The organism is Salinibacterium sp. PAMC 21357, from assembly GCF_000247645.1.
Taxonomy (GTDB): Bacteria; Actinomycetota; Actinomycetes; order Actinomycetales; family Microbacteriaceae; genus Rhodoglobus.
On record NZ_AHWA01000004.1, the window covers coordinates 202,989 to 228,907 of the forward strand.

20 protein-coding genes, 1 tRNA gene and 2 pseudogenes are annotated in these 25,919 nt (G+C 59.4%); 7 read left to right on the plus strand and 16 right to left on the minus strand.

Translation table 11 applies throughout. The features are described 5' to 3' along the window. Positions 1 to 4: 4 nt before the first annotated feature. From ON14_RS04265 to ON14_RS04295, 7 genes and pseudogenes are all read right to left on the minus strand, one after another. Positions 5 to 1,788 (minus strand): annotated as a pseudogene (locus ON14_RS04265) (acetolactate synthase large subunit). A 34-nt stretch (positions 1,789 to 1,822) separates the two neighbouring features. Then, positions 1,823 to 3,526, minus strand: coding sequence for a dihydroxy-acid dehydratase (gene ilvD, locus ON14_RS04270; protein ID WP_010203406.1), 1,704 nt, complete (start codon positions 3,524 to 3,526; stop codon positions 1,823 to 1,825). A 27-nt stretch (positions 3,527 to 3,553) separates the two neighbouring features. Further along, the gene (gene otsB / locus ON14_RS04275) at positions 3,554 to 4,384 is read right to left on the minus strand and encodes a trehalose-phosphatase (protein ID WP_010203407.1); all 831 of its coding nucleotides are present in this window, start codon (positions 4,382 to 4,384) and stop codon (positions 3,554 to 3,556) included. Beyond that, positions 4,348 to 5,862, minus strand: coding sequence for an alpha,alpha-trehalose-phosphate synthase (UDP-forming) (gene otsA, locus ON14_RS04280; protein ID WP_010203408.1), 1,515 nt, complete (start codon positions 5,860 to 5,862; stop codon positions 4,348 to 4,350). Before otsA ends, otsB begins: the two co-directional genes overlap by 37 nt. Positions 5,863 to 5,946: 84 nt before the next feature. Further along, the gene (locus ON14_RS04285; RefSeq protein ID WP_010203409.1) at positions 5,947 to 7,683 is read right to left on the minus strand and encodes a YhgE/Pip family protein; all 1,737 of its coding nucleotides are present in this window, start codon (positions 7,681 to 7,683) and stop codon (positions 5,947 to 5,949) included. Further along, entirely contained in the window at positions 7,680 to 10,583 is a 2,904-nt protein-coding gene (locus tag ON14_RS04290; RefSeq protein WP_010203410.1) for an MMPL family transporter, read from the minus strand. The genes ON14_RS04285 and ON14_RS04290 overlap by 4 nt, the downstream gene beginning before the upstream one ends. 89 nt (positions 10,584 to 10,672) lie before the next feature. Next, positions 10,673 to 11,227, minus strand: a complete 555-nt coding sequence (locus tag ON14_RS04295) for a TetR/AcrR family transcriptional regulator (RefSeq protein ID WP_010203411.1) — start codon at positions 11,225 to 11,227, stop codon at positions 10,673 to 10,675. A gap of 146 nt (positions 11,228 to 11,373) precedes the next feature. Here ON14_RS04295 and ON14_RS04300 point away from each other — a divergent pair, with 146 nt between their 5' ends. Next, the gene (locus ON14_RS04300) at positions 11,374 to 11,565 is read left to right on the plus strand and encodes a hypothetical protein (RefSeq protein ID WP_010203412.1); all 192 of its coding nucleotides are present in this window, start codon (positions 11,374 to 11,376) and stop codon (positions 11,563 to 11,565) included. Here the strand turns inward: ON14_RS04300 and ON14_RS04305 are convergent. Continuing rightward, a complete protein-coding gene (locus tag ON14_RS04305) occupies positions 11,562 to 12,323 on the minus strand; it encodes a gamma-glutamyl-gamma-aminobutyrate hydrolase family protein (protein ID WP_010203413.1) in 762 nt (253 codons plus the stop codon). The genes ON14_RS04300 and ON14_RS04305 overlap by 4 nt on opposite strands. A gap of 297 nt (positions 12,324 to 12,620) precedes the next feature. On the opposite strand from ON14_RS04305, the gene ON14_RS04310 reads away from it, so the two are divergent. Further along, positions 12,621 to 13,262 carry a M23 family metallopeptidase gene (locus ON14_RS04310; RefSeq protein ID WP_010203414.1) on the plus strand — a complete coding sequence of 214 codons (642 nt, stop codon included), beginning with the start codon at positions 12,621 to 12,623 and terminating at the stop codon, positions 13,260 to 13,262. Positions 13,263 to 13,264: 2 nt separating this feature from the next. Here the strand turns inward: ON14_RS04310 and ON14_RS04315 are convergent, their stop codons facing one another. Beyond that, entirely contained in the window at positions 13,265 to 15,142 is a 1,878-nt protein-coding gene (locus tag ON14_RS04315) for a hypothetical protein (RefSeq protein ID WP_010203415.1), read from the minus strand. A 388-nt stretch (positions 15,143 to 15,530) separates the two neighbouring features. Between ON14_RS04315 and ON14_RS04320 the strand changes: the two genes are divergently transcribed. Next, on the plus strand, positions 15,531 to 16,001 hold the full coding sequence (locus ON14_RS04320) for a hypothetical protein (protein WP_026037524.1): 471 nt from the start codon (positions 15,531 to 15,533) through the stop codon (positions 15,999 to 16,001). Between the two features lie 126 nt (positions 16,002 to 16,127). Here ON14_RS04320 and ON14_RS04325 read toward each other — a convergent pair. Beyond that, positions 16,128 to 16,203 (minus strand) — tRNA-Lys (locus ON14_RS04325). A 71-nt stretch (positions 16,204 to 16,274) separates the two neighbouring features. Between ON14_RS04325 and bcp the strand changes: the two genes are divergently transcribed. Beyond that, complete coding sequence (bcp, locus tag ON14_RS04330; protein WP_010203417.1) at positions 16,275 to 16,754, plus strand: thioredoxin-dependent thiol peroxidase; 480 nt, start codon at positions 16,275 to 16,277, stop codon at positions 16,752 to 16,754. Here bcp and ON14_RS04335 read toward each other — a convergent pair. After that, positions 16,751 to 17,119, minus strand: coding sequence for a hypothetical protein (locus tag ON14_RS04335; RefSeq protein ID WP_202800906.1), 369 nt, complete (start codon positions 17,117 to 17,119; stop codon positions 16,751 to 16,753). The genes bcp and ON14_RS04335 overlap by 4 nt on opposite strands. 234 nt (positions 17,120 to 17,353) lie before the next feature. Here ON14_RS04335 and ON14_RS04340 point away from each other — a divergent pair, with 234 nt between their 5' ends. Continuing rightward, positions 17,354 to 17,602 (plus strand): WhiB family transcriptional regulator, encoded by a 249-nt coding sequence (locus ON14_RS04340; RefSeq protein ID WP_009772809.1) that lies wholly within the window; start codon positions 17,354 to 17,356, stop codon positions 17,600 to 17,602. A 171-nt stretch (positions 17,603 to 17,773) separates the two neighbouring features. Here ON14_RS04340 and ON14_RS04345 read toward each other — a convergent pair whose 3' ends face one another. The 3 genes from ON14_RS04345 to ON14_RS04355 are packed head-to-tail and all read right to left on the minus strand — an operon-like array spanning position 17,774 to position 21,164. Beyond that, positions 17,774 to 19,273 (minus strand): sensor histidine kinase, encoded by a 1,500-nt coding sequence (locus ON14_RS04345; protein ID WP_010203420.1) that lies wholly within the window; start codon positions 19,271 to 19,273, stop codon positions 17,774 to 17,776. A 9-nt stretch (positions 19,274 to 19,282) separates the two neighbouring features. Beyond that, positions 19,283 to 20,515, minus strand: coding sequence for an AAA family ATPase (locus ON14_RS04350; RefSeq protein WP_010203421.1), 1,233 nt, complete (start codon positions 20,513 to 20,515; stop codon positions 19,283 to 19,285). Between the two features lies 1 nt (position 20,516). Then, a complete protein-coding gene (locus tag ON14_RS04355; RefSeq protein ID WP_039742104.1) occupies positions 20,517 to 21,164 on the minus strand; it encodes a hypothetical protein in 648 nt (215 codons plus the stop codon). 119 nt (positions 21,165 to 21,283) lie between these two features. On the opposite strand from ON14_RS04355, the gene ON14_RS04360 reads away from it, so the two are divergent. Then, positions 21,284 to 21,565 (plus strand): helix-turn-helix domain-containing protein, encoded by a 282-nt coding sequence (locus ON14_RS04360; protein ID WP_010203423.1) that lies wholly within the window; start codon positions 21,284 to 21,286, stop codon positions 21,563 to 21,565. Here ON14_RS04360 and ON14_RS04365 read toward each other — a convergent pair. Next, positions 21,562 to 22,161, minus strand: coding sequence for a hypothetical protein (locus ON14_RS04365; protein ID WP_010203424.1), 600 nt, complete (start codon positions 22,159 to 22,161; stop codon positions 21,562 to 21,564). The two genes, ON14_RS04360 and ON14_RS04365, sit on opposite strands and share 4 nt — an antisense overlap. A gap of 150 nt (positions 22,162 to 22,311) precedes the next feature. Between ON14_RS04365 and ON14_RS04370 the strand changes: the two genes are divergently transcribed. Beyond that, positions 22,312 to 22,800 (plus strand): Rv3235 family protein, encoded by a 489-nt coding sequence (locus ON14_RS04370; protein WP_010203425.1) that lies wholly within the window; start codon positions 22,312 to 22,314, stop codon positions 22,798 to 22,800. Positions 22,801 to 22,933: 133 nt separating this feature from the next. Here the strand turns inward: ON14_RS04370 and secA are convergent. Next, a pseudogene (gene secA / locus ON14_RS04375) lies at positions 22,934 to 25,761 on the minus strand (preprotein translocase subunit SecA). Between the last annotated feature and the right edge of the window lie 158 nt (positions 25,762 to 25,919).

The following is a 25,919-nucleotide window of genomic DNA, read 5'->3' on the forward strand; positions in this document are numbered from 1 at the left end:
GGCTCTACTCCTCTTCCCACTCGGGGGCGTGATCGCGGGCATATTGCACGCTTGAGTTTCCGACACCCTGCGGCACCATCGGCCACACCATTGAGTCACGGCTCACAACGAAGTCGATGACAACGGGGCGATCGTTGGTCTCAAGCGCAAGCTTGATGGCCGGGTCGATCTCTTCCTTCTTGGTGACGCGGATAGACAGGCAACCGTAGGCCTCCCCCAACTTCACGAAGTCAGGAATCATCACGGTGTCGTGACCGGTGTTGAGGTCAGTAAACGAGTGACGACCGTCGTAGAACAACGTCTGCCACTGGCGCACCATGCCGAGGCTCGAGTTATTGATGATCGCAACCTTGATCGGAATCTTGTTGATCGTGCAGGTAGCAAGTTCTTGGTTGGTCATCTGGAAGCAACCATCGCCGTCGATTGCCCACACGGGGCGATCGGGATTCGCAACCTTGGCCCCCATGGCGGCGGGAAGGCCGTAACCCATGGTTCCGGCACCACCCGAGTTGAGCCAGGAGTTAGGGCGTTCATGCTTGATGAACTGGGCAGACCACATCTGGTGTTGACCAACACCGGCGGCAAAGATGCCCTCCGGCCCCGTGATTTCACCGATGCGCTGGATAACGTACTGCGGTGAGAGCAGCCCGTCGTCTGGCTCGGTGAAGCCAAGCGGAAACTGGTTGCGCAACAAATTGAGTCGCTCCCACCACGCGGTGTAATCCGGTGTGGTCTGCTTGCTGGCTTCAGCAAATGCCGCTGTGAGATCAATGATGACGTCTTTCGCGTCACCAACGATGGGCACCTCTGCGGCACGAATCTTGCCGATTTCGGCCGGGTCGATGTCAACGTGAATGACCTTGGCGAGAGGAGCGAACTCGCTCGGCTTGCCCGTGACACGGTCGTCGAAGCGAGCTCCGAGCGAGATCAGAAGATCTGACTCTTGGATGGCGAGAACAGCAGGCACAGCGCCGTGCATTCCCGGCATCCCGAGGTTCAATTCGTTGGAGTCAGGGAACGCACCGCGAGCCATCAGCGTCGTCACGATGGGCGCACCCACGAGCGTCGCCAGCTCGAGCAGCTCTGCCGAAGCGCCGGAACGCACAACACCGCCGCCAACATAAAAGACGGGGCGCTCGGCCTCAGCCAGCATTTGCGCTGCCGCCTGAACCTGCTTGCCGTGCGCTTTCATAACCGGACGGTAACCGGGAAGGTCAACCTTGGGCGGCCAGATGAACGGGGCGGATGCCTGCTGGCAGTCTTTCGTCACGTCAACAAGCACTGGACCAGGGCGGCCCGTCGTGGCGATGTGGTACGCCGCGGCCATCGTCGCCGGGATGTCTTCTGGCTTGGTGACGAGGAACGAGTGCTTCGTAATCGGCATCGTGATGCCCGAGATGTCGACCTCTTGAAAAGCGTCGGTACCCATCGAGGTCGAGAAGACCTGCCCGGTGATCGCGAGCAGCGGAACGGAGTCCATGTGGGCATCCGCAATCGCCGTAACGAGGTTGGTCGCGCCGGGGCCAGACGTTGCAATGCAGACGCCAAGCTTCCGGACGAAGACGCATAGCCCTCAGCAGCGTGACCAGCACCCTGCTCGTGTCGGACCAAAATATGACGGATGGCGGTGGATGCCATCAGTTCGTCGTAAAAGGGCATGATGGCGCCGCCGGGCAAGCCGAAGACGTCTTTCACACCCAACTTTTCCAGACTGCGTAAAATTGCACCAGAACCGGTGAGAATATCCGGTGTAGTGCTCTTCGGCCGCGGTGCGGGTTCAGAGGACATGTGTGAATCCTTTAAGTCGAAAGGTGAGCTGACGCTAACTGGTGACCGCGCCGCGGGCGGCGGACTGCACAAGCTTCGAATACTTGGCGAGAACGCCTCGCGTGTAACGCGGAGGAAGGGGGGCCCAGCCTTTTCGGCGGGCTTCGAGCTCAGCGGAGTCGACAAGTAAGTCGAGCGAGCGAGCTGCGATATCGACCCGTATCAGATCACCATCGCGCACGAAGGCAATAGGACCTGCGTCTACTGCTTCGGGAGCTATGTGGCCGATACACAGTCCGGTTGTGCCGCCTGAGAATCGTCCGTCCGTTAAGAGTAGTACATCTTTGCCGAGTCCAGCGCCCTTAATGGCAGCCGTGATGGCGAGCATCTCGCGCATGCCAGGCCCGCCCTTGGGCCCTTCATAACGGATGACGACAACCGAGCCGGCTTCGATCGTGCCAGCGGTGAGAGCATCCAGTGCTTCGCGCTCACGCTCGAAGACGCGGGCGGGGCCCTCGAACTCGGCAACGTCGAAGCCTGCCGTCTTCACAACAGAACCCTCGGGAGCCAGCGAACCACTCAGAATCGTCAGCCCACCGGTCGGGTGAATGGGGTTATCAATCGTGCGCAGCACTTCGCCATCGAGAGGGTCAATGTCCATCTCGGCGAAGTTCTCAGCGACCGTCTTTCCTGTCACCGTGAGCGCATCTCCGTGAATAAGGCCCTCCTCCATGAGCGCCTTCATCAGCACCGGCAAGCCACCGTGACGGTCGACGTCATTCATGACGTACTTACCGAACGGCTTCAGATCGCCCAAGTGCGGCACTTTGTCACCGATGCGATTGAAGTCGTCGAGCGTAATGTCGACCTCAGCCTCATTGGCGATTGCCAAAATGTGCAGCACAACGTTGGTCGAACCACCAAGCGCCATCGCAACGGTGATTGCGTTCTCGAAGGCCTTCTTGGTCATGATGTCGCGCGAGGTAATTCCCAGACGCAGCAAGTTCACGACGGCCTCGCCCGAACGGTGGGCGAAGTAGTCGCGACGACGATCGGCGGATGCGGGGCTTGCCGAGCCAGGAAGGCTCATTCCCAGCGCTTCCGCAACGCTCGCCATCGTGTTTGCCGTGTACATCCCGCCACAGGCGCCCTCGCCAGGAGCGAAAGCACACTCGATGCGTTTAGCGTCAGCTTCGCTCATCCGGCCAGCTTTGACAGCGCCGACAGCCTCGAAGGAGTCAATGATCGTGATGTCTTTTTCGGTGCCATCGCTGAGCTTGACCCAGCCTGGAGCGATCGAACCCGCATAGAGGAAGACCGAGGCGAGGTTGAGTCGTGCCGCCGCCATGAGCATCCCAGGCAACGACTTGTCGCAACCGGCGAGCGTGACCGAGCCATCAAGGCGCTCGGCCTCCATAACGACCTCAACCGAGTCGGCAATCACTTCGCGGCTGACGAGCGAGAAGTGCATTCCCTCGTGGCCCATCGAGATACCGTCAGAGACGCTGATCGTGCCGAACTGCAGCGGGTAACCGCCGCCGGCGTGCACACCCTCTTTGGCGGCTTGAGCAAGTCGGTCAAGCGACAGGTTGCAGGGAGTGATCTCGTTCCACGAGCTCGCAATACCAATCTGGGGCTTCTCCCAGTCGGCATCTCCCATACCCACGGCGCGAAGCATTCCGCGTGACGTAGTGGCTTCAATTCCGTCGGTTACTGTGCGGGAACGTGGCTTGATATCGATCGAATTGCTCTCAGACATGATTCGAGTTTAGGGCTTTGCGAAACCTCAGTTTGCCCGAGTCGCCACTGCAGCCTCACGACGGTCGGCGAGCAGCTTCAGAAGCTCAGCGATTTCCTGTGTTCCGGCGACTCGAAGTTGAGCGGCAGAAGGCGCATCCCCCACGCGAACACCGAGATCGTGAGAGCCCAAGGCAACGATGGCGTCTTCGTCCGTCGTGTCATCGCCGGCAAAGAAAACAGCGTCGGCACCGACATAGTCACGCAACCGCTCGATCGCATCCCCCTTGTCGGCGGAGTGGATCGCAAACTCGACAACGTTCTTGCCGATGCGAGTGGTCAGGCCGGGAATTTCTGCGCCAACTTGAGCCAGCGTTTGGGCAACCAACCGCTCAGCATCCTCAATGCTCGATAACCGAACGTGCAAAGCCCGCCCGGCCGGCTTCAACTCAACCCAGGCACCCTCGGCGCTGTCGGCAAGCTCGTGCATGAGCGCGTCAAGCTTCGCTAGCGCCTTCTCGTCATCGTCGCTCATCGGCAACACCGAGTCGCCATCGTCGAGTCGATACTCGAGCCCGTGCGATCCGCCGAGAAGCACCCGGTCTCCGAGATGCGCAACATGGCCAAGGCTGTCTAGCGCTCGGCCAGAGACGAGAGCCAATCGAGTGTCGGTGAGCTCGAGCATCCGCAACAATTGCGCTTGAGCTTCAGGAAGCGCGCGGGCCTCAAGCGGGTCATCGACTTCAGGAGCCAAGGTGCCATCGAAATCAAGAGCGATCAAGAGCTGAGGGACGGAGACGAGGCGGTCGACGGCCGCCTCAATCTCTGCTGCTGTCGAGTAACTCACGGCTTGCGTACCCGCTTGCGTTCGATTGTCCACTCAACCTCTTCCGCCATTTCGAGCGGCGCGATGCGACGGTGACGGTCAGAGCGAGTGGCGGCCAAGTTCTTGAGGAACGCGTTCGACCAACGGGCAACATCGTGTTCAAGAACACGCTTGCGCATTGACCGCATCCGCGTGGCACGATCAGCCTTCGGCATGTTGATTGCCTTCATCATGGCTTCCTTCAAGCCATCAATATCGTGCGGGTTGACGAGAAGCGCCTTGCGCATCTCTTCCGAAGCACCGGCGAACTCACTCAAAATAAGCACACCATCGTTGTCGAACCGGCTCGCGGCATATTCTTTTGCTACCAAGTTCATACCGTCGCGCAGCGCCGTCACTAACAGCACATCAGCGGCCAGATACAGGGCGACCATTTCTTCCCGTGGGAACCCCTGGTGCAGGTAACTGATCGGCGAATGACTCAACGTGCTGAACTGGCCATTGATGCGGCCAACGGTTAGCTCGATCTCATCGCGCAAGTGCATGTACGCCTCAACGCGTTCACGACTCGGGCTTGCGACCTGAATGAGAGCAACGTCGCCAACTTCGATCGATCCGTTACTCAAGAGCTCGCCATACGCCTTTAAACGGTGACGGATGCCCTTGGTGTAGTCAAGGCGGTCGACCCCAAGCATGACGGTCTTGGGATTACCAAGGCCCTTACGAATATCGCGCGCCCGCTGCTGGATCGCCGGCTCACGAGCAAGCTCCTCAAAGCTGCGGGAATCAATCGAAATCGGGAACGATTTCGCCACAACGCGACGCGTCGGCTGGCCCTCAATCGTCACCTCAATAGCGGGGTTCTTGGTCGGATGGTTCGTGAGACGCCGAACGGCTGCCGAAAAGTTGGAAGCATCATCTGAGCGTTGGAAGCCAACAACGTCAGCACCGAGCATGCCCTCAATGATCTGAGTACGCCACGGCAACTGGGCAAAGATTCCATACGGCGGAAAGGGAATGTGATTGAAGAACCCGATCGTCAAATCGGGGCGTTTCTCCCGCAACATGCGCGGCACAAGCTGCAGTTGGTAGTCCTGCACCCACACCACCGCACCGTCGGCACTGATTGCGGCAGCAGCATCCGCAAACCGCTGATTGACCGCCACGTAGTCATCCCACCACTCACGGTGATAGGCCGGCGGCGCAATTACATCGTGATAAAGCGGCCAGAGTGTGTCGTTGCTGAAACCCTCGTAGTACTCCTCAATGTCTTGAGAACTGAGAGGGACAGGAACGATATGGATGCCGTCGTTGTGGAACGGCGCAACCTCGAGATCGGGCCGGCCAGCCCAACCGACCCACGCACCGTCGGCGGCTTTCATCACCGGCTCTAGCGCCGTAACGAGCCCACCGGGCGAGCGCTTCCAAGTGAGCGAGCCATCATCTTCAACGGTGCAGTCGACCGGCAGCCGGTTGGAAACGACGACGAAATCGTACTCGGAATGAGAAGAATTCTTATGTGCTTCCGTCATGCGGCAACATTACCAGCGTCTCTTGCGCCATGACCGAGGATGACATGCGGCACGCAGCACGCCTAAAAGCACCGGCCGCTCGCGTTACAGCGGCCGAGAGTCGGCCGCCGCCAGGATCATCCCTGTCGCGGCCGATTTTCGTATCCGCTTCACGGCAAGCACCGAGAGGAGAACGCTGACCACTCCCAAAGCGAGCAACGCGACGGCAGCGGTAATCGCTGGCTGGGCGCTTCCGCCAGACAAGATCACATACATTCCCTCTACCGCGTAGGTCAGGGGAAGGAACGGGCTTACTGCTTGGAACGGTGCCGCGAGAGCCTCAATCGGGTACACCCCGCCGGTTGACGTGAGTTGGATCGCCAGCAAGAACAGCGAAATCACGAGACCCCCTTTGCCGAGCGCAGCGATCAAGAAGTAGTGGAACGCAGCAAACGACAGTGCTGTCAAGATCGCGAAACCGGCCGTGGCTGGCGCAAGAGCCCAAGAGACACCCACTCCGACGTGCAGCAGCAGCACCAGCAGCACCGCCTGAATAGCCGTCAGCAGCGATGCTCTAATCAACGTCGAGGCAACGATACGACCGTCACGAGCGGTGGAGGACAACGAACGGTACGAAGGCAAGCTCAGCACCAGAAACACAGCAAGTGCGCCAAGCCAGAGTCCGAGCGGAATCAAGAATGTCGCAATTGCTTGGGCTGGTTCGGTCACGGCGTTATCGGTCGTCACTGAAAGTGTCACGGGCTCGGCGGCGATCTCAGAATTCGTGCTGGCCGCGTCAGCATCGGTCGGAGGCAGTTGAGCTGCGCCTTCGCTCAGGCCAGTGGCCAGTTCTGACGCTCCGGTCGAGAGCGCGCTGGCTCCCTCGGTAAGCGCTGGCGATCCCGCGGCGAGCTGGCTTGCTCCTGACGCACTTTGAGAGATTCCGTATTGGATGCCGCTGACGGCGGCACCGGTCTGCGACTTCAGCGTCGCCCCGCCGGCAGCCGCTTGAGCGAGCCCGTCGGTGACAGCCTGAAGGGTTCCTTTGAGTTGGGGATCGGTGAGTTGAGCCTGAATCGCAGGATTGATCGCCGCCAACGTTGAGGATAATTGGGAGACGCTAGCCGTGTAGGTGGCGACGCCGCTGGTCAGCCCTGACAACCCGCCGGCACCGTTATTGAGTTCTTGCAATCCGCTGGCTAGGGAGTCGACTCCCGCGGTATAGGTCGTGAGGCCACCAGCGAAACCGTCGGCACCAGCAGAAAGTTCTGCCGCCCCATCGGCTGCGCTGGTGAGCGCTCCCCCGAGTTCACCGATGCTGGCATAAACGCCATCGAGGTATTGCGACGTGATCGCTCGCCCAAACGTGTCGGTCATCGATTGGCCGACGACCTGCGCAACAGAGCCGGTGAGATAGCTGTGCGAGTCATCGGTTCTTATCGAAATCTGCGCTTGTGTTGGGGCGTCAGTGGAGAGGGAGAGAATCGACTCTGAGAACTCTTTCGGCACGGTGAGAATCGCGTAGACGTCTCCGTTAGCGAGAGCTGTTTCGGCGTCATCCGAGTTGGTTATGGTCCAGTCAAAGCCGTCGGCACCGGTGAGTTCGGTAACCAGTTGGCGCCCCGCAAAGACTATTTGTTCATCGCCATCGAGAGCTGTTGTGGTCTGGATCTCATCGTTGTTGACGAGCGCAACCGGAATGTTGTCGATCGAACTGTTGCCGTCGCCGATCGCCGCCACGAAGAGTCCCGTGAAGGCGAGCGGAATTACCGCGACAGCGGCAAGTCCCAGCACGGTCAGCCAACGCTTTTTGGGCAGCGCGGTGGGGTACGAAGTTCTCATCGAAGTAGTCCTTCTGGTGCATGGAGGTAGAGGTCTACGAGGATCACTTTGCGATCTCCGTGATCAATCGAGCGGGCAACGGTCACGGGAGATTCTGTGCCGAAGATGATGGTGGTTGAGGCATCCGCTAAACGTCCGACGGCGGTGAGGAAAGCGACTTCGTCATCGTCAGAAGCGAATTGGTCAAAGCGATCAAAGAACACAATCTCCGTTCCTTCCGCGAGGGCGACTGCGGCGAGCGCCACTGCTCGTTCGAGTTGCGGCAGCGCGCTGATGTTGGTCGCGGCGGTGATGCGCACAGTGTGTCTCGCCGTGACCTCCGCGAGCACCCCATCACTGCGGCGAATCCAGTCGCGAACACTGGCTGCCGTGCGCATGCTGCGGCGCAGAGGCTGCGTCATCTCTAGCCGTTCGCGCAGGATCGCTCCCATCGATGCCAAACCATCGTTATAGGGTGACCCGGCCACCTCGGCGAGCGCCACTGCCCGATTTGCTTGATCCGCATGGGAAGGAAGCGGGAAGCCGGCAACCTGCACCATGCCAGAGACCGGTGGCAGAGCTCCGGCGAGAGTTGCGCCGATTACTCGCCGATCGCGACGGTCGCCAGAAGCGATCACTACCGAACCGCGGGGAATCGCGACAGAGAGCGGGCCAAGTTGGCGCTCGGCATCCCCGACCACAAGGTATTCAGAACTCAAAGCGAGCCCCGTTTGCGTCTCAGCCCAGTCGAGCTCGTGGCGATGCTCGCGCAACTGCTCGCCCTCGATATCAACGTTAGGTAGAGCGCGGCTGAGCCAGGCCGGTAGCCACCAGGCTGCCCGACCAAAGAGGGCCATAAGGGCAGGTACCAGCGTCATCCGCACCAAGAATGCATCGAAGGCGATGCCCACGGCGAGTCCCAACGCAATGGGCTTGATGGTTCCGCTGCCTTCAGGAACGAAGGCGAAGAACACGAAGAACATGATGAGCGCTGCCGCTGTTACGACGCGCGCGCTGCTGGCAAAACCGTGCTGCACTGACGACGCAGCATCGCCGCTCTTCACAAACTCTTCACGCATTCCGGAGACCAAGAACACTTCGTAGTCCATGGCCAGCCCAAAGAGCACGGCCATGAGCAGAATCGGCATAAAACTCAGGATGGGGCCCGGATTCTCGACCCCAATGATGTCCCCAAACCAGCCCCACTGGAATACCGCAACGACAACACCGAATGAGGCCACTACAGAAAGCAAGAACCCTGCCGCTGCTTTGAGAGGCACGAGCACAGAGCGGAATACCATCATGAGCAGCAAGATCGATAGCCCGACCACAATCACGCCGAAGGGCACGAGAGCGCCGCTCAACCGGTTCGAGATATCGATTCCGACCGCGGTCGTTCCCGTAACGAAGCTCTGGATGTCGTACTTGCGTTCAATGTCCGGGGCAAGATCGCGAATCGTTTGCACGAGCGCTTTGGTCTGTTCTGAGTCTGGTGCGCTTGATGGAGTGACTTGGATGATTGCGGTGTCTAGTCCATCGTCAGGGAATCCCTGCGAAACAAAATCCACGTCGTCGAGCTTCTCGAGGTCAGCGGCAATCGACTCCAGATCCTCTTGGATGTCGACGGTTTGAGTGATGTCGAGCGCCACGACAAGAGGCCCGTTGTATCCCGGGCCAAAGCCCTCGCTCACCAGATCGTACGCTTCGCGTTGCGTGGACCCTGACGGCTCAGAGCCGCCATCCGGAAGACTCAGTTGAAGGCTTGCCGCCGGAATGGCCAGCGTTCCCAGAACGGCGACCACCGCAATCGTGGCCAACCACGGGTGACGTGTTACCCCGCGCACCCACCGAGAGCCCATCGTCTTGCTTTCCGTAGCCGACACTGTGAAGCGCCGATGAGTTCGCGAACCGACCTTCGGGATGAGCCGCGCTCCGGCCAAGCCGAGCAGCGCTGGCAAGAGAGTAGTCGCCACACCCATAGCAATGAAAACGGCAACAGCAGCGCCGATGCCCATCACGCTGAGGAAGGGAATGCCGACAACGAGCAATCCAAGCAAAGCAATGATTACCGTGACACCGGCAAAGACCACCGCACTGCCTGCGGTGCCGACAGCCATCGCCGCGGACTCTTCGGGATGCTCGCCCCTCGCCAGCTGGGCTCGATGCCGCGACACGATGAAGAGAGCATAGTCAATGCCAACCGCTAGCCCAATCATGAGCGCCAAAAGCGGCGCCGAACTCGACACCGTGGTAAACGCCGAGAGAGTAGTGATGAGCCCCATCACAATTCCGACCCCGAGCAAAGCACTCAACAACGGCATCCCGGCAGCCAGTAGCGAGCCGAAAGTGATCACGAGTACCAACGCCGCAAACACGACGCCAACAACTTCGGTGACCGTTATGCCGAACGATGTGTCCTGAAACACCTGGCCGCCAAACTCAACGCGAAGGCCAGCATCCTCACCGATCTGAGCCGTAGCGATCAGCTCTTCAAGAGTCGCCGCTGTGACCTCTGTTCCCACCCCATCAAACTGCACCCGGATGATCGCCATCGTGTGATCATCCGAGATCGCCTTACCGGCGTACTCATCGAAAGGGCTCACTGCCGAATCGATACCGTCAATGCGGTCGATTGCCGACGTGATTCGCTTGATGACGGCTTCCGAGTTCTCGACGCGAGATCCGTCTTCTTCGACAATGACCGCGGTCGCGGCGGCGCCCGCCACAGACGGGAAAACGGCCTCTAACCGATCGAGAGCAGCCTGCGACTCTGTGCCGGGAATCTCAAACGACTCTTGAGTTTCGCCGCCAAGAGCTATCCCGGCCCCTAGCGCTCCGGCCACGAGCACTATCCACACAATGAGCACACGCCACGAATGACGAAAGGAGAATCGACCAAGCCGATAGAGAAGGATTGCCACGAATGCTCCGGTTCTTGAGGTGTGCGCTAGGCGATGAAGTTCAACGCAGAAGAGGCAGTTGCTGCTGCGAAGTGCCAGTTGCTGAAAAGTCAGTTGCTGCTGATGGGGGCGAGCAGATCGCTCATGATCGAGATGAGGGCCGAGCGAGTGTCGTCGTTCGACTCGAGCGTCAGCGCCAAATTATCTGCCGTGCAGAGCATGTAGGCGGCGCCGCCGAGGGCTATTCCGAAGCGCATTTTGTCGTGGGGGTCTGCCGTGGTGGCGGAGAAGAATTCCGCGAGGTTGCGCACCGTCTTATTGGCGCGCTCAATCACCGCAAGATCGCGCAGTGACGGTCCTTGATTGATGAACATGTGCACTTCTTGGCGGTATTCAAAGAGGAAGTCCACGAACTGTTCGAGAAACTGTTGTCGATAGTCGGCCGATAGCCCGTGCCGGGCGAGTTCGGCCATGAGCGACTCGATACGGTCGACCGCCGGACCGACGGCGGCTTCCAGCAGCGCCTCTTTCGAAGTGAAGTGATAGAGCACGCTGGATTTCGAAAGACCGGCAAGCTCGGCGATTCTCTGAATCGAAGTTCCGGTGTACCCGGCCGACGCGAATTCGGTGAGCGCTATACGCTGAAGTTCCTCTTGACTAGACACCAGTTGAGACTAACTGACCGATCGGTCAGACGTTGCCCTGTCGTCGGTTTCCCAGTGGATCTCCAGCCCCAACGCAACTCGCTAGCCGCAATCAGAAACTGCCACTAGCCTTAACGTACCGATCACCGCACCACCACGGAGGAAACATGCGCAAATACCTGTTCAACGGCAGTCTCCTCAGCGCAATAGCTGGCGGCTGGAGCATTTTTCAAACCACAAAAGAGGGCCCACGTGACTGGCGCCTCATTCTCATGTGGATCAGCTGGGGCCTCACCATCGCCATCGCCGCCGGCACCATCGCCAAGCAAGCCCAAGACTCGTACGACCTGGAAAGCTAGCGTTCGTCAACCGGAGCGCGTCGTTTTTCGCGATAGCGCGCTGCCGCCTCAACAACGCCAGTAAAGAGACGCAGATCTTCTTTGGCATCCTCTTCCGGATGCCACTGCACGGCAACCCCAAAATCCACGCTCGGCATTTCAACGGCTTGAATTACTCCGTCGTCGCCGCGCCCAGACACTACGAGCCCTTCCGCTAGCTCGTCAATCGCCTGATGGTGGTAGGACTTCACGGCAACGTTTTCGTCTCCCCCGAGCAGCGACGAGAGCGTAGTGTCTGGCTCAACAGCAACGTCGTTCACCAAGAATTGCCCACCACCTGCGCTATAGCGCGTTGACCCGGTGACGTCGGGCAAATGCTGAATGATGGTACCGCCCAGAGTCACGTTGAGCACCTGTGCGCCCCGACAGATCCCCAAAAACGGGACGTTCTGCTCAATGGCTGCCCGCAAGAGGGCGTCTTCGAACGCATCGCGGTCTTTGCGCGGAACATCGGCGGTGGGATGCGCTTCTTGACCATAGCGCGCGGCGTCAACGTCTTTGCCACCGGTCAGGATCAAACCATCGAGGCCCTGGATGAGCGACGCCGCGATTTCAGAATCTACCGGCTGCGGGGGCAACAGCACAGCGATACCCCCGGCATCCGTCACTGCTTCAAAGTAGATCTTGGGCAAGAATGACGCTGGTACGTCCCACACTCCGGTTTGGGCTTGCTCGAGGTACGAAGTGAGCCCGATAACCGGACGCGATCTGGTTCCCATGCGGGTTCCTCTCCATCGAAGATCTAGAACGTTTGTTACCAAAGGATATAGGCCGACGACGGCCAATCGTGGCTTCCTGAGAGTGGTTCTCAGGAATCTGCGCTAACTTCGACGACTTACTCGTCTGTCTAACTGCATCGAAGCGGTTTCGACGAGTCTGCTGCACACCGAACCAATCCGGCTCTTTTGTCGATCACGTCTCAGTGAGCGTTGAGCCAGCACCAGATTCTTCGTTGTATTCGCAGCCATTGTCTCTGCCCCAAAAACCAAGGAACGCTGTTGAAACGATCTATTACTATGTTCGCCATTGGAGCGATCCTTATCGGCGGCACAGTACCCGCTGCAGCTATCTCGAATGCCGAGACCGACGCCGTAATCGCCAGCGCCGAGAACAGCACCTCAAGCACCACCAGTGCCGCCGCTCCCACCGCTCCCAACGCGCCGAGCGACGACATTCAGACGTTCGCGTCACCATCCGCTACCGCCGCCACGCCTGTCGTTCGAGATTCCTACCAGATTGAACAGGTAAAGCAGCAAGTTGTGATCACTGCGGCGGGCATCAAAGGAGTTCTCGAACTCTTTCCCGCAAACGGCCCCGTCAATGACGGCTTCGGCTATCGCGGAACCGAGTTCCACGGCGGAATCGACATCATGGCTCCCGAGGGATCCGCCATCCTCGCGGCATCCCCCGGAACTGTAGAAAGCGTCACCTACGGCGGCGGCTGGGGCCGCCACGTCATCATCGATCACGGCAACGGCATCAAAACCCTCTACGCCCACATGATTGAAGGCTCGCAGCTGGTTACCGCCGGCCAATGGGTCTCTGCAGGAACCCAACTCGGCTCGGTCGGCAACACCGGCTACTCAACCTTTCCGCACCTCCACTTCGAGGTCTACGTCTTTGATACCCGCGTAGACCCCGCGCCGTGGTTGCCGTAAAACTAGCTCACGGCATCCATCCGTCGTCTGACATAGATAGCGGCAGCACCGAGCAGAATCATGCTCGTTGACAGCAACCACCAGAGGGGCCCGACTCCCCCACCGCCGGTAAAGGCGAGGGTCGGCAGCCTTAAGGCAAGCGTTGGCAGGGCAGAACCGCAGTCGTCGTCTGACGGTACCGCAAACGTGAACGCTGCCGGATCGACCCAGTCGAACTCGAGCCCATTAGGCGCGACTGCCTGCGCGCTCACAGCAACCGCACCAGAATTTGCCACCGGATAGGTGCCGGCAACCATTCCCGCAACCCCGTCGACGGTGAACGTGACCAGAGCGGGGTCATACCCTGCAGCGGTGCCCAGCGTGTAGCTTCCGGCAGCCGTGCAACTAGCTTGGCTGAACGTCACAGCAGGCATCAGAAGCCCCAAAGTCACCAAATCACACTCGGGGTCAGCGGGGTCAAGCTGCGGATCGAGGGTTCCGGCGAATGTGAGCGTCGTCACGCCGGTGGAAACCCTCAGCTCTGGACCACTAGCAAACTCAGCGCCAGCATCCGCCGTCGCCGTCACGCTGTAATCGAGCGGACCCTCAGGATCGGTCACTTCTCCCCACGTGGCGTTGGCGATTGGCCCCAGGATGAGCTGTTGCGGCGCACTACATCCAGCGGTGCTGAGCGCCACCTCGGCGGTCGCCTGCGCTAACTCGATGGGCGGGCAGCTACTTTGCTCACCCTCTGTGAGATCGCGCACTTTCACTGTCGTGCGCTCACCGACCGGAACTGTTCCATAAAAGTACGTTCGGAGTGTCGTCATCGTGGCGTAGCCGTCGACCATCGCCGTGGGGCACATCACTTGCGTTGATCGCTCAACAGTCGAGGAGGCACACAGTGCGCGGTCATTGCTGGCCACGATGAACGATGGTTGCTCGACCGTGAAGCCGTCAGCGTTGCGAATGTCATCGCTGAGTTCGCTCAGCCAGGTGAGCACTGGTTGGTCTCCGTGAGCCAAGACCCAGCCCGTCGAATGCTTCTTGCTCGGCTCGAACTCGCACACAAAAACCTTTTTTGGCGGATCGCATTTGTCGTGCTCCCCCGCGGTCAGATCACGCGTGCTGTGAGTGATCGTAACGCCGGCTTGAGTCGCGCCGTAGTAAAACGTGGTCGTTGTCGTCACGTTTACGGTGCCGCCGTGCTTGTGCGGGGAGCACACCACGTCTTCGTCGACCGTCGTAACCGAACGGGAGCACAGATTCACGTCATTCTCAGCAACAACAAATGAGGGCTGGCGATCATTGAAGGCACGCGCTGCATCGAAATCGTCGGTCGCGCTGACATCGTTACCGACGGAATTGGCGCTCACCTCGATCGGCTGTTCACCTTTCTTCAGCGCATAACCAGAGGGCGAGTTCGCGCTTGAGACGAACTTGCAGACCCAGACCTTCTTATCGCCATGGTCGTTGCCGTTGCCGTTGCCCTTGTCGTTGTCTTTGTCTTTGTCTTTGTCGTCCTTTTTGCGAGATTGAGTTTCGGATGGCGCTGCTTCCACAATTGCTGTTGAAGCTGCTTCGACCGCTGGCGTTCTTTCTTCCTCCACTGGGGCCACTGCTTGGGCGGCCAGCGCAGCAGCTGCCGCTGTGGGAGTGAGGTCGGGTACGACTACGGAAGACACTGGTTTCGCAGCGACTGGCGCCGGAGCTTCATTGCCAAGCTCGCTGGGGGTGGATTCGGGAGTCGGGATGCCGCTATCGCTCAGCGATAGAGACGTGTCGGAAGAATGTGCGGGTGGCGCAACATCGTCGGCAAATGCTGGGGTGGAGACTCCGAGGAGTGCACCACCCGTGAGGGCGACACTGGCGACGGTCGCCAGAAGCTTCTTCAGGAACATGATGGGCAGCTTTCTGCAGGGGGATGGCTTTTCGGCGCATCGGCACGCAGCTGCAGAGTCGTGGCCGCCATTGGCGCACGAATGGGAGTGCGAGCGCATTTACGGGGGTAAAACGCGCCGCTGGGGTGAGATTCGGGTATCACCTTCTTCAGCACTTTCGGGGTGACCGCGGGTGACTCGGTCTAGTGCTGCTCAAAAAATACCACGACCCCCGTCGAGGGGACACTAGACGATTCTGTCTGGTCTGCTTCGTCCTTTGTGCTGACTACTGGGAGATCACGGGTGTAGCGAGGCGCTGGCTCCACGCTCGCAGTCATTGGATTCGTGACTCACCCCGCCTGTGCATCGTTTTGACGAGCGAGAATGCCATTCAGCTACGCTCAGCGCCGTGTCATTTCTCCCGAGTGCTTGGATTAGCTGGATTCACGAGTTTTGGGCGTCGCGATTTGGGGAGTTCCTCGGCAACCCGAGCGATTTAATTCCTGCCGCTATCGCCCTAGTCGCGCTAATCGTGGGCATGGTGGCCCTCGCGCGCTCCGTAAGGTTGACGCCCAAACCCGACTTGCGTCTCACGGTGTACTCCTTGGTAGACACCACGACAGCCGCGACTGACGGCGGGGCGCCCCACTACTTGCTGAATGTGAGCGTCTTGAACCGAGGCGAAGGTCTTGCCCTTGACGTTCTGGTCACCGTCAAACCTCGGTCGAGAAAGAGGCTGACCCACGAACTGGGCTCCGTCGCGACCGATGAGACTCAACGCCACCAGTTTGAGTTTCGCAACACCGAAAGAGAGCCCACCGGAAAAGTTATAGTCACCTGGAAAAACGGCAAATCTCGAGGGCTACGCGCCAAGTATTAGGCGGGCCCGTCAGTCGCGCATCGAGCCCGGCGCGACCGCATTATGCTCCCGCGAACACATCGGTTCTTCCGGAGAAAGCCACATGGCCTTTGCCGGAATAAATACTCGGTCACAGGCCATTCACTATGGTGCACCTCCCCGGACTTGAACCGGGAACCCACTGATTAAGAGTCAGTTGCTCTGCCAATTGAGCTAGAGGTGCTTGGCTTGGTTTTCCCTCTCAGGGCAACCGAGGAACAACGTTACCATGAGTTAAAGCGACTAAGGAGCACAATGACCACGGAATCCACTCGACTTGCCTCAGGCACCCCCGCCCCCGGCTTTTCTCTGCCCGATCAAGACGGAAAATCGGTGGCGTTGAGCGACTTTTCTGGCAAGAAAGTGATCCTGTATTTCTACCCGGCGGCGATGACTCCCGGATGCACGAAGCAGGCCTGTGATTTCCGCGATCAGCTTGGTTCCCTGCAGTCAGAGGGCTATGTCGTGTTGGGCGTTTCGCGTGATACTCCCGAGAAGCTCACCAAGTTCCGTGAGGTAGAAGCCCTCACCTTCCCGCTGCTCAGCGACCCAGATCACGAAGTCCACGAGGCATATGGTGCCTGGGGCGAAAAGAACCTGTACGGCAAGCAGGTCGTTGGCGTCATCCGCTCCACCTTTGTAATTGACGAAGCCGGCACGATCACTCTTCCCCTGTATGCCGTCAAAGCCACCGGTCACGTCGCCTCGCTGCGTAAAAAGCTGGGCCTCGACTAGCCTTCGTGGCGCGTGGTTGCGGCCAGTACAGGTTTCGTGAACAGCAAGACGAGCACAGCGATCGCCGGGATCAGCAAAAGCCAGCCGATATCGGGGCGCGCGAAAACGCCCTGAAAGCTGCCGATCGCCACTGAGATCTGCAACACCTGCCACACCACCGCCGCGCCACGAATCCACGCCTGACGCCTCAGAACACTTATCCCGATCACCGCCACCCACGCCGCCGCTAACGCCGTGAGAACGCTCAGTGCGATCGCGCTGGGGTACGACTGCGGCGTCTCGCTGCTCAGCTCAAATACCAGGTAACCAAGTGCGGCAAAGAGCACAGCGCTTTCAAGAAGGATTATCAGAGCGAGCACAACCACGTTCGGATGCAACTTTCTCGGTTTTTCATCTGGGACAAGTTCGTCTACCATTCGCTCCCCGTTAAATCGCTGAAAAAGCATTGCTTTGCATAAGCCGATATGCGATTCTAGTTGAGGTTGATTTCTGGCTCCCAGTGTTGCGAGCGAGACCCACTTTCTTTCTCAAGCTCGACGCCGATCAGGGCAGTTTTTTTGTGCGCTTGAGCATCGCAACACACTGTAAGGAGCAACACTATGGACTGGCGCGATAACGCTGCATGCCTCACCGCTGACCCGGAGCTTTTCTTTCCGGTAGGAAACACTGGTCCGGCCGTTGACCAGATCGAAAAAGCAAAAGCCGTCTGCGGCCGCTGCTCGGTTACTGAAATGTGCCTCCAGTACGCACTTGAGACCAACCAAGATTCCGGTGTTTGGGGTGGACTCAGTGAAGACGAGCGCCGCGCCCTCAAGCGCCGCGCAGCACGCGCACGCCGCGCGTCCTAAGATCGCACTGCCTCTTAGCCTCTAGGCGGGGCTGAGCCCCGATTCGAGCCAGCCTCAATCAGGGCACGGTCTTAAACGACCCCCCGTAGACGTCAAGCGCCATAGAGAAAACCAGCACCACGGCATGACGACGCGTGAGCTTTCAGAAGCTCCGCGTCGTTGCTGTTCTTGCTACTTAGTACGCGTCAGCCAGGTCAGCGGAATATCGATGGTTACTTCGGTCCCACTACCCATCAACGTATGCCAGTCGATGGTTCCACTCAGCTCACCCTGAATGAGGGTGCGCACGATCTGGGTGCCGAGTCCCTCGCCGACTCGTCCTTCCGCAAGCCCAACACCGTTGTCGCGAACCTGAACGGTGAGCTTGTCCTCCGTACGACGCGCATCAATCTCAACCGTGCCATCCGCGCGCCCGGCGAGACCGTGCTCAACAGCGTTCGTCACCAGTTCGGTGAGAGCCAATGCCAGCGGAGTCGCGTACTCACTCGGCAAAGCGCCAAAGCTGCCCACTGATGTGGGGTGCACCGTCGTGTTGTGGCTCGACGCAACCTCGGCAATCAACTTCAGCACGCGGTCAAACACCACATCGAAGTCGACGCTCTGGCTAAGGCCCTCAGAAAGTGTGTCGTGCACCACCGCAATTGCGGCGACTCGGCGCATAGCGTGCCCGAGTGCTTCCCGTGCGACCTCGCTGTGAGTTCTGCGCGCCTGAATTCTGAGCAGTGATGCCACCGTCTGCAAATTATTTTTTACCCGGTGGTGAATCTCACGAATCGTCGCATCTTTCGTGATGAGTTCGCGCTCTTGATGCCGCACCTCGGTCACATCGCGGCACAAGACAATCGCGCCAACACGTTCCCCACGATCGCGAATCGGAATCGCGCGCAACGACACCGTCACTCCGCGAGCCTCAATATCGGTGCGCCACGGTGCACGCCCGGTGACAACCAGCGGAAGCGACTCATCAACTTCTGGCTGCCCGGCAATGAGCGTCGTCGTTACCTCGGCGAGAGATTCTGCTTCCAGCTCCCCCGAGAACCCAATGCGGTTGAACGCCGACAACGCGTTCGGGCTGGCGAAAGTAACCAGACCATCCACATCCAAACGAATGAGACCATCGGATGCTCGGGGCGCGCCTCGACGTGGTGACGCCGGGGCGCCCATGTCAGGAAAATCGCCAACAGCGATCATGGCAAAAAGATCATTCGCACAGCCGTTGAACGTGAGTTCTTGCCGGGACGGCGTTCTGGCGTCGCCCAAGTTGGAATGGCGCGTGATGACAGCGATCGGTTTTTCAGTAGTCGCGTTGCCCGTTGCGGTAAGCCTGCGCAACACGGGAACCGCTCGAACCCTCGTGGGAGTTTCTTCGTACCAAGCGGGTGCCGCTGTATCCACAATGCGCGCCGTCTCGAACGCCTCAATGACTTGCGCTTGCCACTCAGGTTTAACTTTCTGGCCAACGAAGTCACGGTAGAAAAGGGTAGCCGAGCTGCTCGGCCGCGCGTGAGCGACCGCCACAAAAAGATCGTCGTCGCTCGGCACCCACAAAACGATGTCCGCGAAGGCCAAGTCGGCGAGCAACTGCCAGTCACCGACCAACATGTGCAGCCATTCGATATCCGCCTCGCTCGAGAGGCCCTGCTCTTGGACTAGATCGCTGAGTGTCGACACCCCTACAGATTACCCGCGCGCACGCGTCCTGCCGAACAGGGAGCGTCGAGGTGTTTGCTCGTGCACATCGGGCACCAGTCGAGAGGTGACCAGGTCCCGCACCGCAGCGCGCGCGGCAGAGCGGGGTGCGGCATCAAGTAATGTTTTGCCGCTGAGCACAGCTCCATCAAAACCGGCAAGGTCGTGCGGAACGAGAATCGGATGCTCGATGCCCCCGAACCTGGACAACGTTTGGGTCACCTGACCGTGCGGGTTCATGCCGCTCGCAGTCACCCGAACCTTGTTCATCACCACGCTAACGCTGCGCGTAGTGACTGTTTCGAGCAGGTCGACGTGGGCGCGCAAGAAGCGCGAGAGCCCCACCGGATCGGCACCGCCAACAGCAATCACGTGGTCGGCGGCACGAACGGCCGTCACCGCTGCTGCGTTGCGACGCGGCGCAAAGAGGTCGCTGGTGATTTCTTCATCATTTTCGAGACTGGAGCTGGTGTCGAGAACGGTGTAATCGACCCACTGGCGACACTGCGCGATCGTCGTGCCGACTCGTTCTGCCGAAAGCTCGGGCCACCGGCTCGGCCTCCCGATGCCCGTGAGCACCCAGAATCCGCCAACCGGCGACTCATAGCGTTGTCCGATGCGGGCCAGTTCGTCGGTGGTGAGAGTGTCGGTGCCGGCCAGGCGGCAGGCGGCCGCAAATCCCGGAGCCTCATCAAGCATCCCGAGAGCGGGAGCGACTGAGGCTCCATGAGTGTCGACATCGGCGAGCGCCACACTGTGCCCGAGGGCCGCCAGCTCAGCCGCAATGGAGATAGCAATTGATGTTCGGCCGGGCGCACCGCCGGGGCCCCAAACTGCAATCACTTGCCCCGCAGTGCTTCGCGGAGAGGCGGCAGGGGCAGAGCTCCACTGAGATTCGGCGAGCAGGGCATCTACCGCCGACCAACTGCCGCCACCATCCACAATGTCGAAAAGACCCAGATCACTCGCGTAGCGCTGTTCACGCTCGCTACTGGCGACCGCGATAAGCCGAACACCCGCCTGATCACTTGCAGCAATGAGCCGGTCAGTGAGGTACCGCGCCTCAGAAGCAACCAGGGCGATGTCGACCTGTGCCCCCGCAATTCGAGATGCTAACTCGGGAGCACTCACGGCGCGCAGCATTATTTCGTGGCCGTAATTCGCGGCGTCGAAAGCAAACTGGTCTTCAAGATTCACGGGCATTGCCAGCGCAAAAGTTGCCACCTCAGCCCCTCGCGGGAAGGTTGGCCGGAATCACCGAAAGGACATCGCCGTTAGCCATGGCCTCCAGCAGACGGGCAACTCTCGATCGTGGAACAAGCAGCTCGAGCGTGCTGCCGCGCGCAGACGAGACGAGAGAGTCATCCTCGACAAGCCGAACGACGGTGGCACCCGAGATGATCACCCCCGGAGCCCCATACCCGCCATCTTCTTCCTCGGCACTAGCCCACACATCAACGGCTGCCCCCGAGGTCACTGTCTCGGCAAGGCCGCCTTGTGGCGACACCACGACCGCCGTCAACGAAAGCCCGGCATGGCTTCCCAACGAAGAAACGGGGATCAGCTCCCCCTTGCTGATCGGCCGAGTTGCAATGAAGCCCTCATCCGGAAGGTCACCCCGCACGATGTAGAACTCGCTTGACTCGTTGAGCTTCACGCTCGTCACAACCAAATCAGAACTTGTCACTTGATCGCCGGGCGACAACGGTGATCCTGCGGCATACACCTCGATCGAATCATCAGCAGCAGCCACGAGCGAAACAACGCCAACGATAGAGGCCACAACAAGCACAATGCCGATCGCGAGGCGTGGGTCGAGAGCGAAAGCTCGTGCACGGGCTTGAGACTGGGTGCGACCGGAACGACGGCTCACAGCGCGAATTCCACGGGACGGGTGTTGATCATTGCACCATCGTTCGCCACCGCCCATAAGTGGCGCGGGAGTTATCCACATCAGCCCCATTTACAAGCGCACGAGAGCATAATCGAATCATGAACGCGACCAATCCAGCAGAGGGCCTCGGGCGATTTCTCACCCTGGCTGACACTGCCGAAGTGCTCAGCGTCTCTCCGCACGAGGTTCTCGACTTAGTGCGATCGGGCGAATTGCCCGCAATTAAAGTTGGCAGTAAAGGCCAATGGCGCATCGAGAACTCGGTGCTTGAGTCCTACATCGAGGCGCTGTATGAAGAGACGCGTCGCATGAGCTTGTGGAATCAGTCAGACATCGCCACTGTCACCGAAGTCAACTTCGGAGAACAGCGCACCCGCTAAGGCCGCACCAGCACCAGACTCGCGAAAGGCACCAGGCGGTATTCCGTCACGGCAGTTTCCCGTCGTGCTGCTCCGCGTTCATGCACCGCAATGTCGAGGTGATCGCGCCCTACACGATCGATCGTGCCATGAACCTCGCCTGAGGCCAGCAGCAAAGAGACCGCTCGCCGCCGCCGACACAGATCCCGCAAGACATAGCTCAAGCCCAATCGCTGCGAGAGGCTCGGATGCCCGCTAGCCGGCATAGTGGCCAAGCTTGGAGTGATGTGGCCTGCCCCGAGAGATATGCCCGCCACGGCCGCGAACGGAACGATGCACTGTGCTGGGCGCCCACTGTCATCGACAAGATCGGCAGACATCCAGTCTCTGCCGATGATGGCGGGGCGGATGGTGAGCCTCAGTCCCGTGACGAGTACGACGGAGATCGTGAGTGGTGATTGCTCAGAACTGCGGCTATGGAGTGACACGATTCGGTCGCGCATACTGAGCCGGCCGAGGCGGAGCCTCTCCTCTTCCGCGTCGATTTCAAGGTCATCAGCCGTAATCTCATTTTCCAGCTGACTCTCGAGATCGTCGAAAAGGTTGTCCCAGCGCATGGGGCGACCGTACCGGCGGAGGCGGCAAAACGCACAATGTTATCCACACTTGAAAAAAAATCATAGACAATTGGTCTAACTCCTGATTGAGTGTGGTCTACCCCCCAAAGGGGGTATACATCGTCGTCTTGACCTTTTACCCGGGAGATCATGAGTACCGAGCCACTCCGAAAGCTTTCGCCGAGTGTGGATACCCCTCCACAGGCGCGACCGCAATCAGGAACCCTGCCCTCCAAGATCATTCGCCCGCGCTTCGTGCCCGACGAATTCTTTGGCCACCAGCCCACCCCCAGTGCCGAGCTGCCTGATCCTGCTCCCCTTGTCGAAAATCTCACGCGTTGCGTTATCGAGGTTCTTGCGGGCGCTCGTGATCTTGAACAGATTGCGCGATGGGTGACGGATGATGTCTACCGCCACCTTCTCAAGCGCACCGTCTTATCTGCCCGTGCTCGTCGCGCAAAAGGGCAACCCGTCACTCGCCCCAGTTTCACGATGGGCTCGATTCGCCTCTGCGAGCCGCGCGATGGTGCGGTGGAAGCTGTCGTGATCGTTCGAGGTCGAGCACGTACGCGCGCTGTCGCCATACGTCTCGAAGGGCTCGACAAACGTTGGCGGGCAACCGCCATCAACGTTCTCTAGGCAACTAGGCTGCGCTCCGGAGCGGTCCAGAGCAAAGCCTGCCCGAGAACACGGCTCTTCAGGAATCAAGAGCCCGCTTAACGGCGTATGCCCCCATCGACCGAGCGATGGGGGCATACAGCGTTGCTGAGCTCTACTTCTTACGCTTCTCCTGCGCACGACGCTGCGAGCGGTTAAGCGGAGCCTCGTCCGCACCACCCTCCGCACGCTGGCCGAAGGCGCCACGCTCGCCGCCTTGAGCATTCTGAGACTGCTGAGCCTGTTGTGGCTGCTGAGGGGCCGTCTGCTGAGCTTGACGTTGCCGCGCAGTCGCTGTTGCCGCACGCTCGACCTGGCCGCGCTCGTTGCGAACTTCGACCTCACCAGCAGCATCGGCGTTAGGTGCTGAATAGCTCAACGCCGTTGACGGAGCGCTTCCTGCTTCTAGTCCTCGTGCCTGCACTGTCGTTGACTCGCCGCCGCCGCTCACTTCGACATCAAGGTTGAAGAGGAAGCCAACAGATTCTTCACGAATCTGCCCCATCATGGTTTGGAAGAGAGCAAACCCTTCGCGCTGGTACTCAATGAGCGGGTCTCGCTGGGCCATTGCACGCAGGCCGATTCCATCCTTGAGGTAATCCATCTCATAGAGGTGGTCACGCCAGCGACGGTCGATAACGCTCAAAACAACGCGGCGCTCGAGCTCGCGGGTTGCGGTCTCTCCCAGCTGCTGTTCGCGGCGCTCGTAAGCAATCACGGCATCTGAGTGGATCTCTTTCGCAATGAACGCGCTCGTTAGCTTGCCGCGTGAACCGCCCTCAGTCAGCACCTCATCAACGGTGATACCCACGGGGTACATCGTCTTAAGTTCAGTCCAGAGAGCGTCAAAGTCCCAGTCTTCGGAGTGTCCGTCAGCCGTGTGAACATCGACGACTTCGGTGACAACATCGGCAAGGAAACGCTGAACCCGATCCTTCAAGTCGTCGCCCTCAAGGATGTGGCGGCGGTCGCCATAGATCGCTTCACGCTGGCGATTCAACACATCGTCGTACTTGAGCACGTTTTTGCGAATCTCCGCGTTGCGCGACTCCACCTGTGACTGAGCACTGCGGATGGCACGGCTGACAACCTTGGATTCGATAGCCAAGTCGTCGGGAACCGTCGAGCGCCCCATGAGTGCTTCGGCGGCGCCGCTGTTGAACAGGCGCATCAGGTCATCCTGAAGCGAAAGGTAGAAACGGCTCTCACCAGGGTCACCCTGACGTCCGGAGCGACCACGCAACTGGTTGTCGATACGACGAGATTCGTGACGCTCGGTGCCCAAGACGTAGAGGCCACCAACGTCGACGACCTTCTTGGCCTCTTTATCGACCTCTGCTTTGACGTCAGCAAACACGTCATCCCAGGCGGCTTCGTAGTCATCAGGCGTCTCAGTCGGGTTGAGTCCGCGGCTGTTCATCTCGGCAACGGCCAAGAACTCGGCGTTTCCACCGAGCATGACGTCTGTTCCACGGCCGGCCATGTTGGTAGCAACGGTCACAGAGCCCAAGCGCCCGGCTTGAGCCACGATCGCAGCCTCGCGGGCGTGGTTCTTAGCGTTCAGAACCTCGTGCTTGACACCCTTTTTAGCGAGCATCTTCGACAGCAGTTCGCTCTTCTCAACGCTGGTTGTTCCAACGAGAACGGGCTGGCCGAGCTCGTGGCGCTTAGCGATATCGGCAACAACCTGCTCGAACTTTGACTGCTCGTTCTTATAAATCAGATCCGACTGGTCGATGCGCTGCATCGGCCTGTTCGTCGGGATTGCTACGACACCAAGCTTGTAGGTTGACATGAATTCGGCGGCCTCAGTTTCGGCAGTACCGGTCATGCCCGAAAGCTTGTTGTAGAGGCGGAAGTAGTTCTGCAGAGTGACCGTCGCGAGAGTCTGGTTCTCTGCCTTTACGGCAACGCCCTCTTTAGCTTCGATTGCTTGGTGAATACCTTCGTTGTACCGACGGCCCTGAAGAATACGGCCGGTGTGCTCATCAACGATAAGCACTTCGCCGTTCATGACGACGTAGTCCTTGTCTTTTTTGAAAAGTGCGCGGGCCTTGATCGAGTTGTTCAAGAATGAAATCAGCGGAGTATTGGCCGACTCATACAGGTTGTCGATGCCGAGATAATCTTCGACCTTTTCAATGCCGGGTTCGAGAACACCGACAGTGCGCTTCTTCTCATCAACTTCGAAGTCGACCTCGGGAACAAGCTTCTTGGCGAGGTTCGAGAACTCAGTGAACCAGCGGTTCGCTTCTCCCGACGACGGCCCAGAGATAATCAGTGGGGTGCGGGCCTCATCGATGAGGATCGAGTCGACCTCGTCAACCACAGCGAAGTGGTGCCCGCGCTGAACCATGTCGCTTGCTTGCCACGCCATGTTGTCGCGAAGGTAGTCGAAGCCAAACTCATTGTTGGTTCCGTACGTGATGTCGGCGGCATACTGCTCGCGACGCTCTTGGGGGTTCTGACCCGAGACGATACATCCGGTAGTCATGCCCAGGGCGCGGAAGATGCGGCCCATAAGTTCTGATTGGTAGCTCGCGAGGTAGTCGTTCACCTAATCACGTGCACACCCTGCGCGGCAATCGCATTGAGGTACGCGGCCAGAGTCGCCACCAGAGTCTTGCCTTCACCGGTCTTCATCTCGGCGATATTGCCCAGGTGGAGCGCGGCCCCTCCCATGAGCTGAACCTCGAAGTGGCGCATACCGAGCGTGCGGCTCGCAGCTTCACGCACAGCCGCAAACGCCTCCGGCAGCAAGTCGTCGAGCGACTCACCAGCAGCGTAACGCTCGCGCAGCTCGACGGTCTCGTTCTTAAGCTCGTCATCGGTCAGCGTCTTGAAGTCTTCTTCAAGGTGATCGACTGCTTGCGCATAGCTCTTTAAGCGTCGAAGAAGTCGACCCTCGCCCACACGAAGTGCGCGTTCCAAAACATTCGCCACCGAATACTCCCATTCTTGTCGGACGGGTCCGACACTGGCACTGCTCGACGAAACGCAACCTTTAGACGCTTACGTCGCGGTAACGCGGTGCGTGCATTCAGCGCACAGCCGCGTTACCGGTTCGTAATCGTATCAAGTTCACACCAAAAACTTGGTGT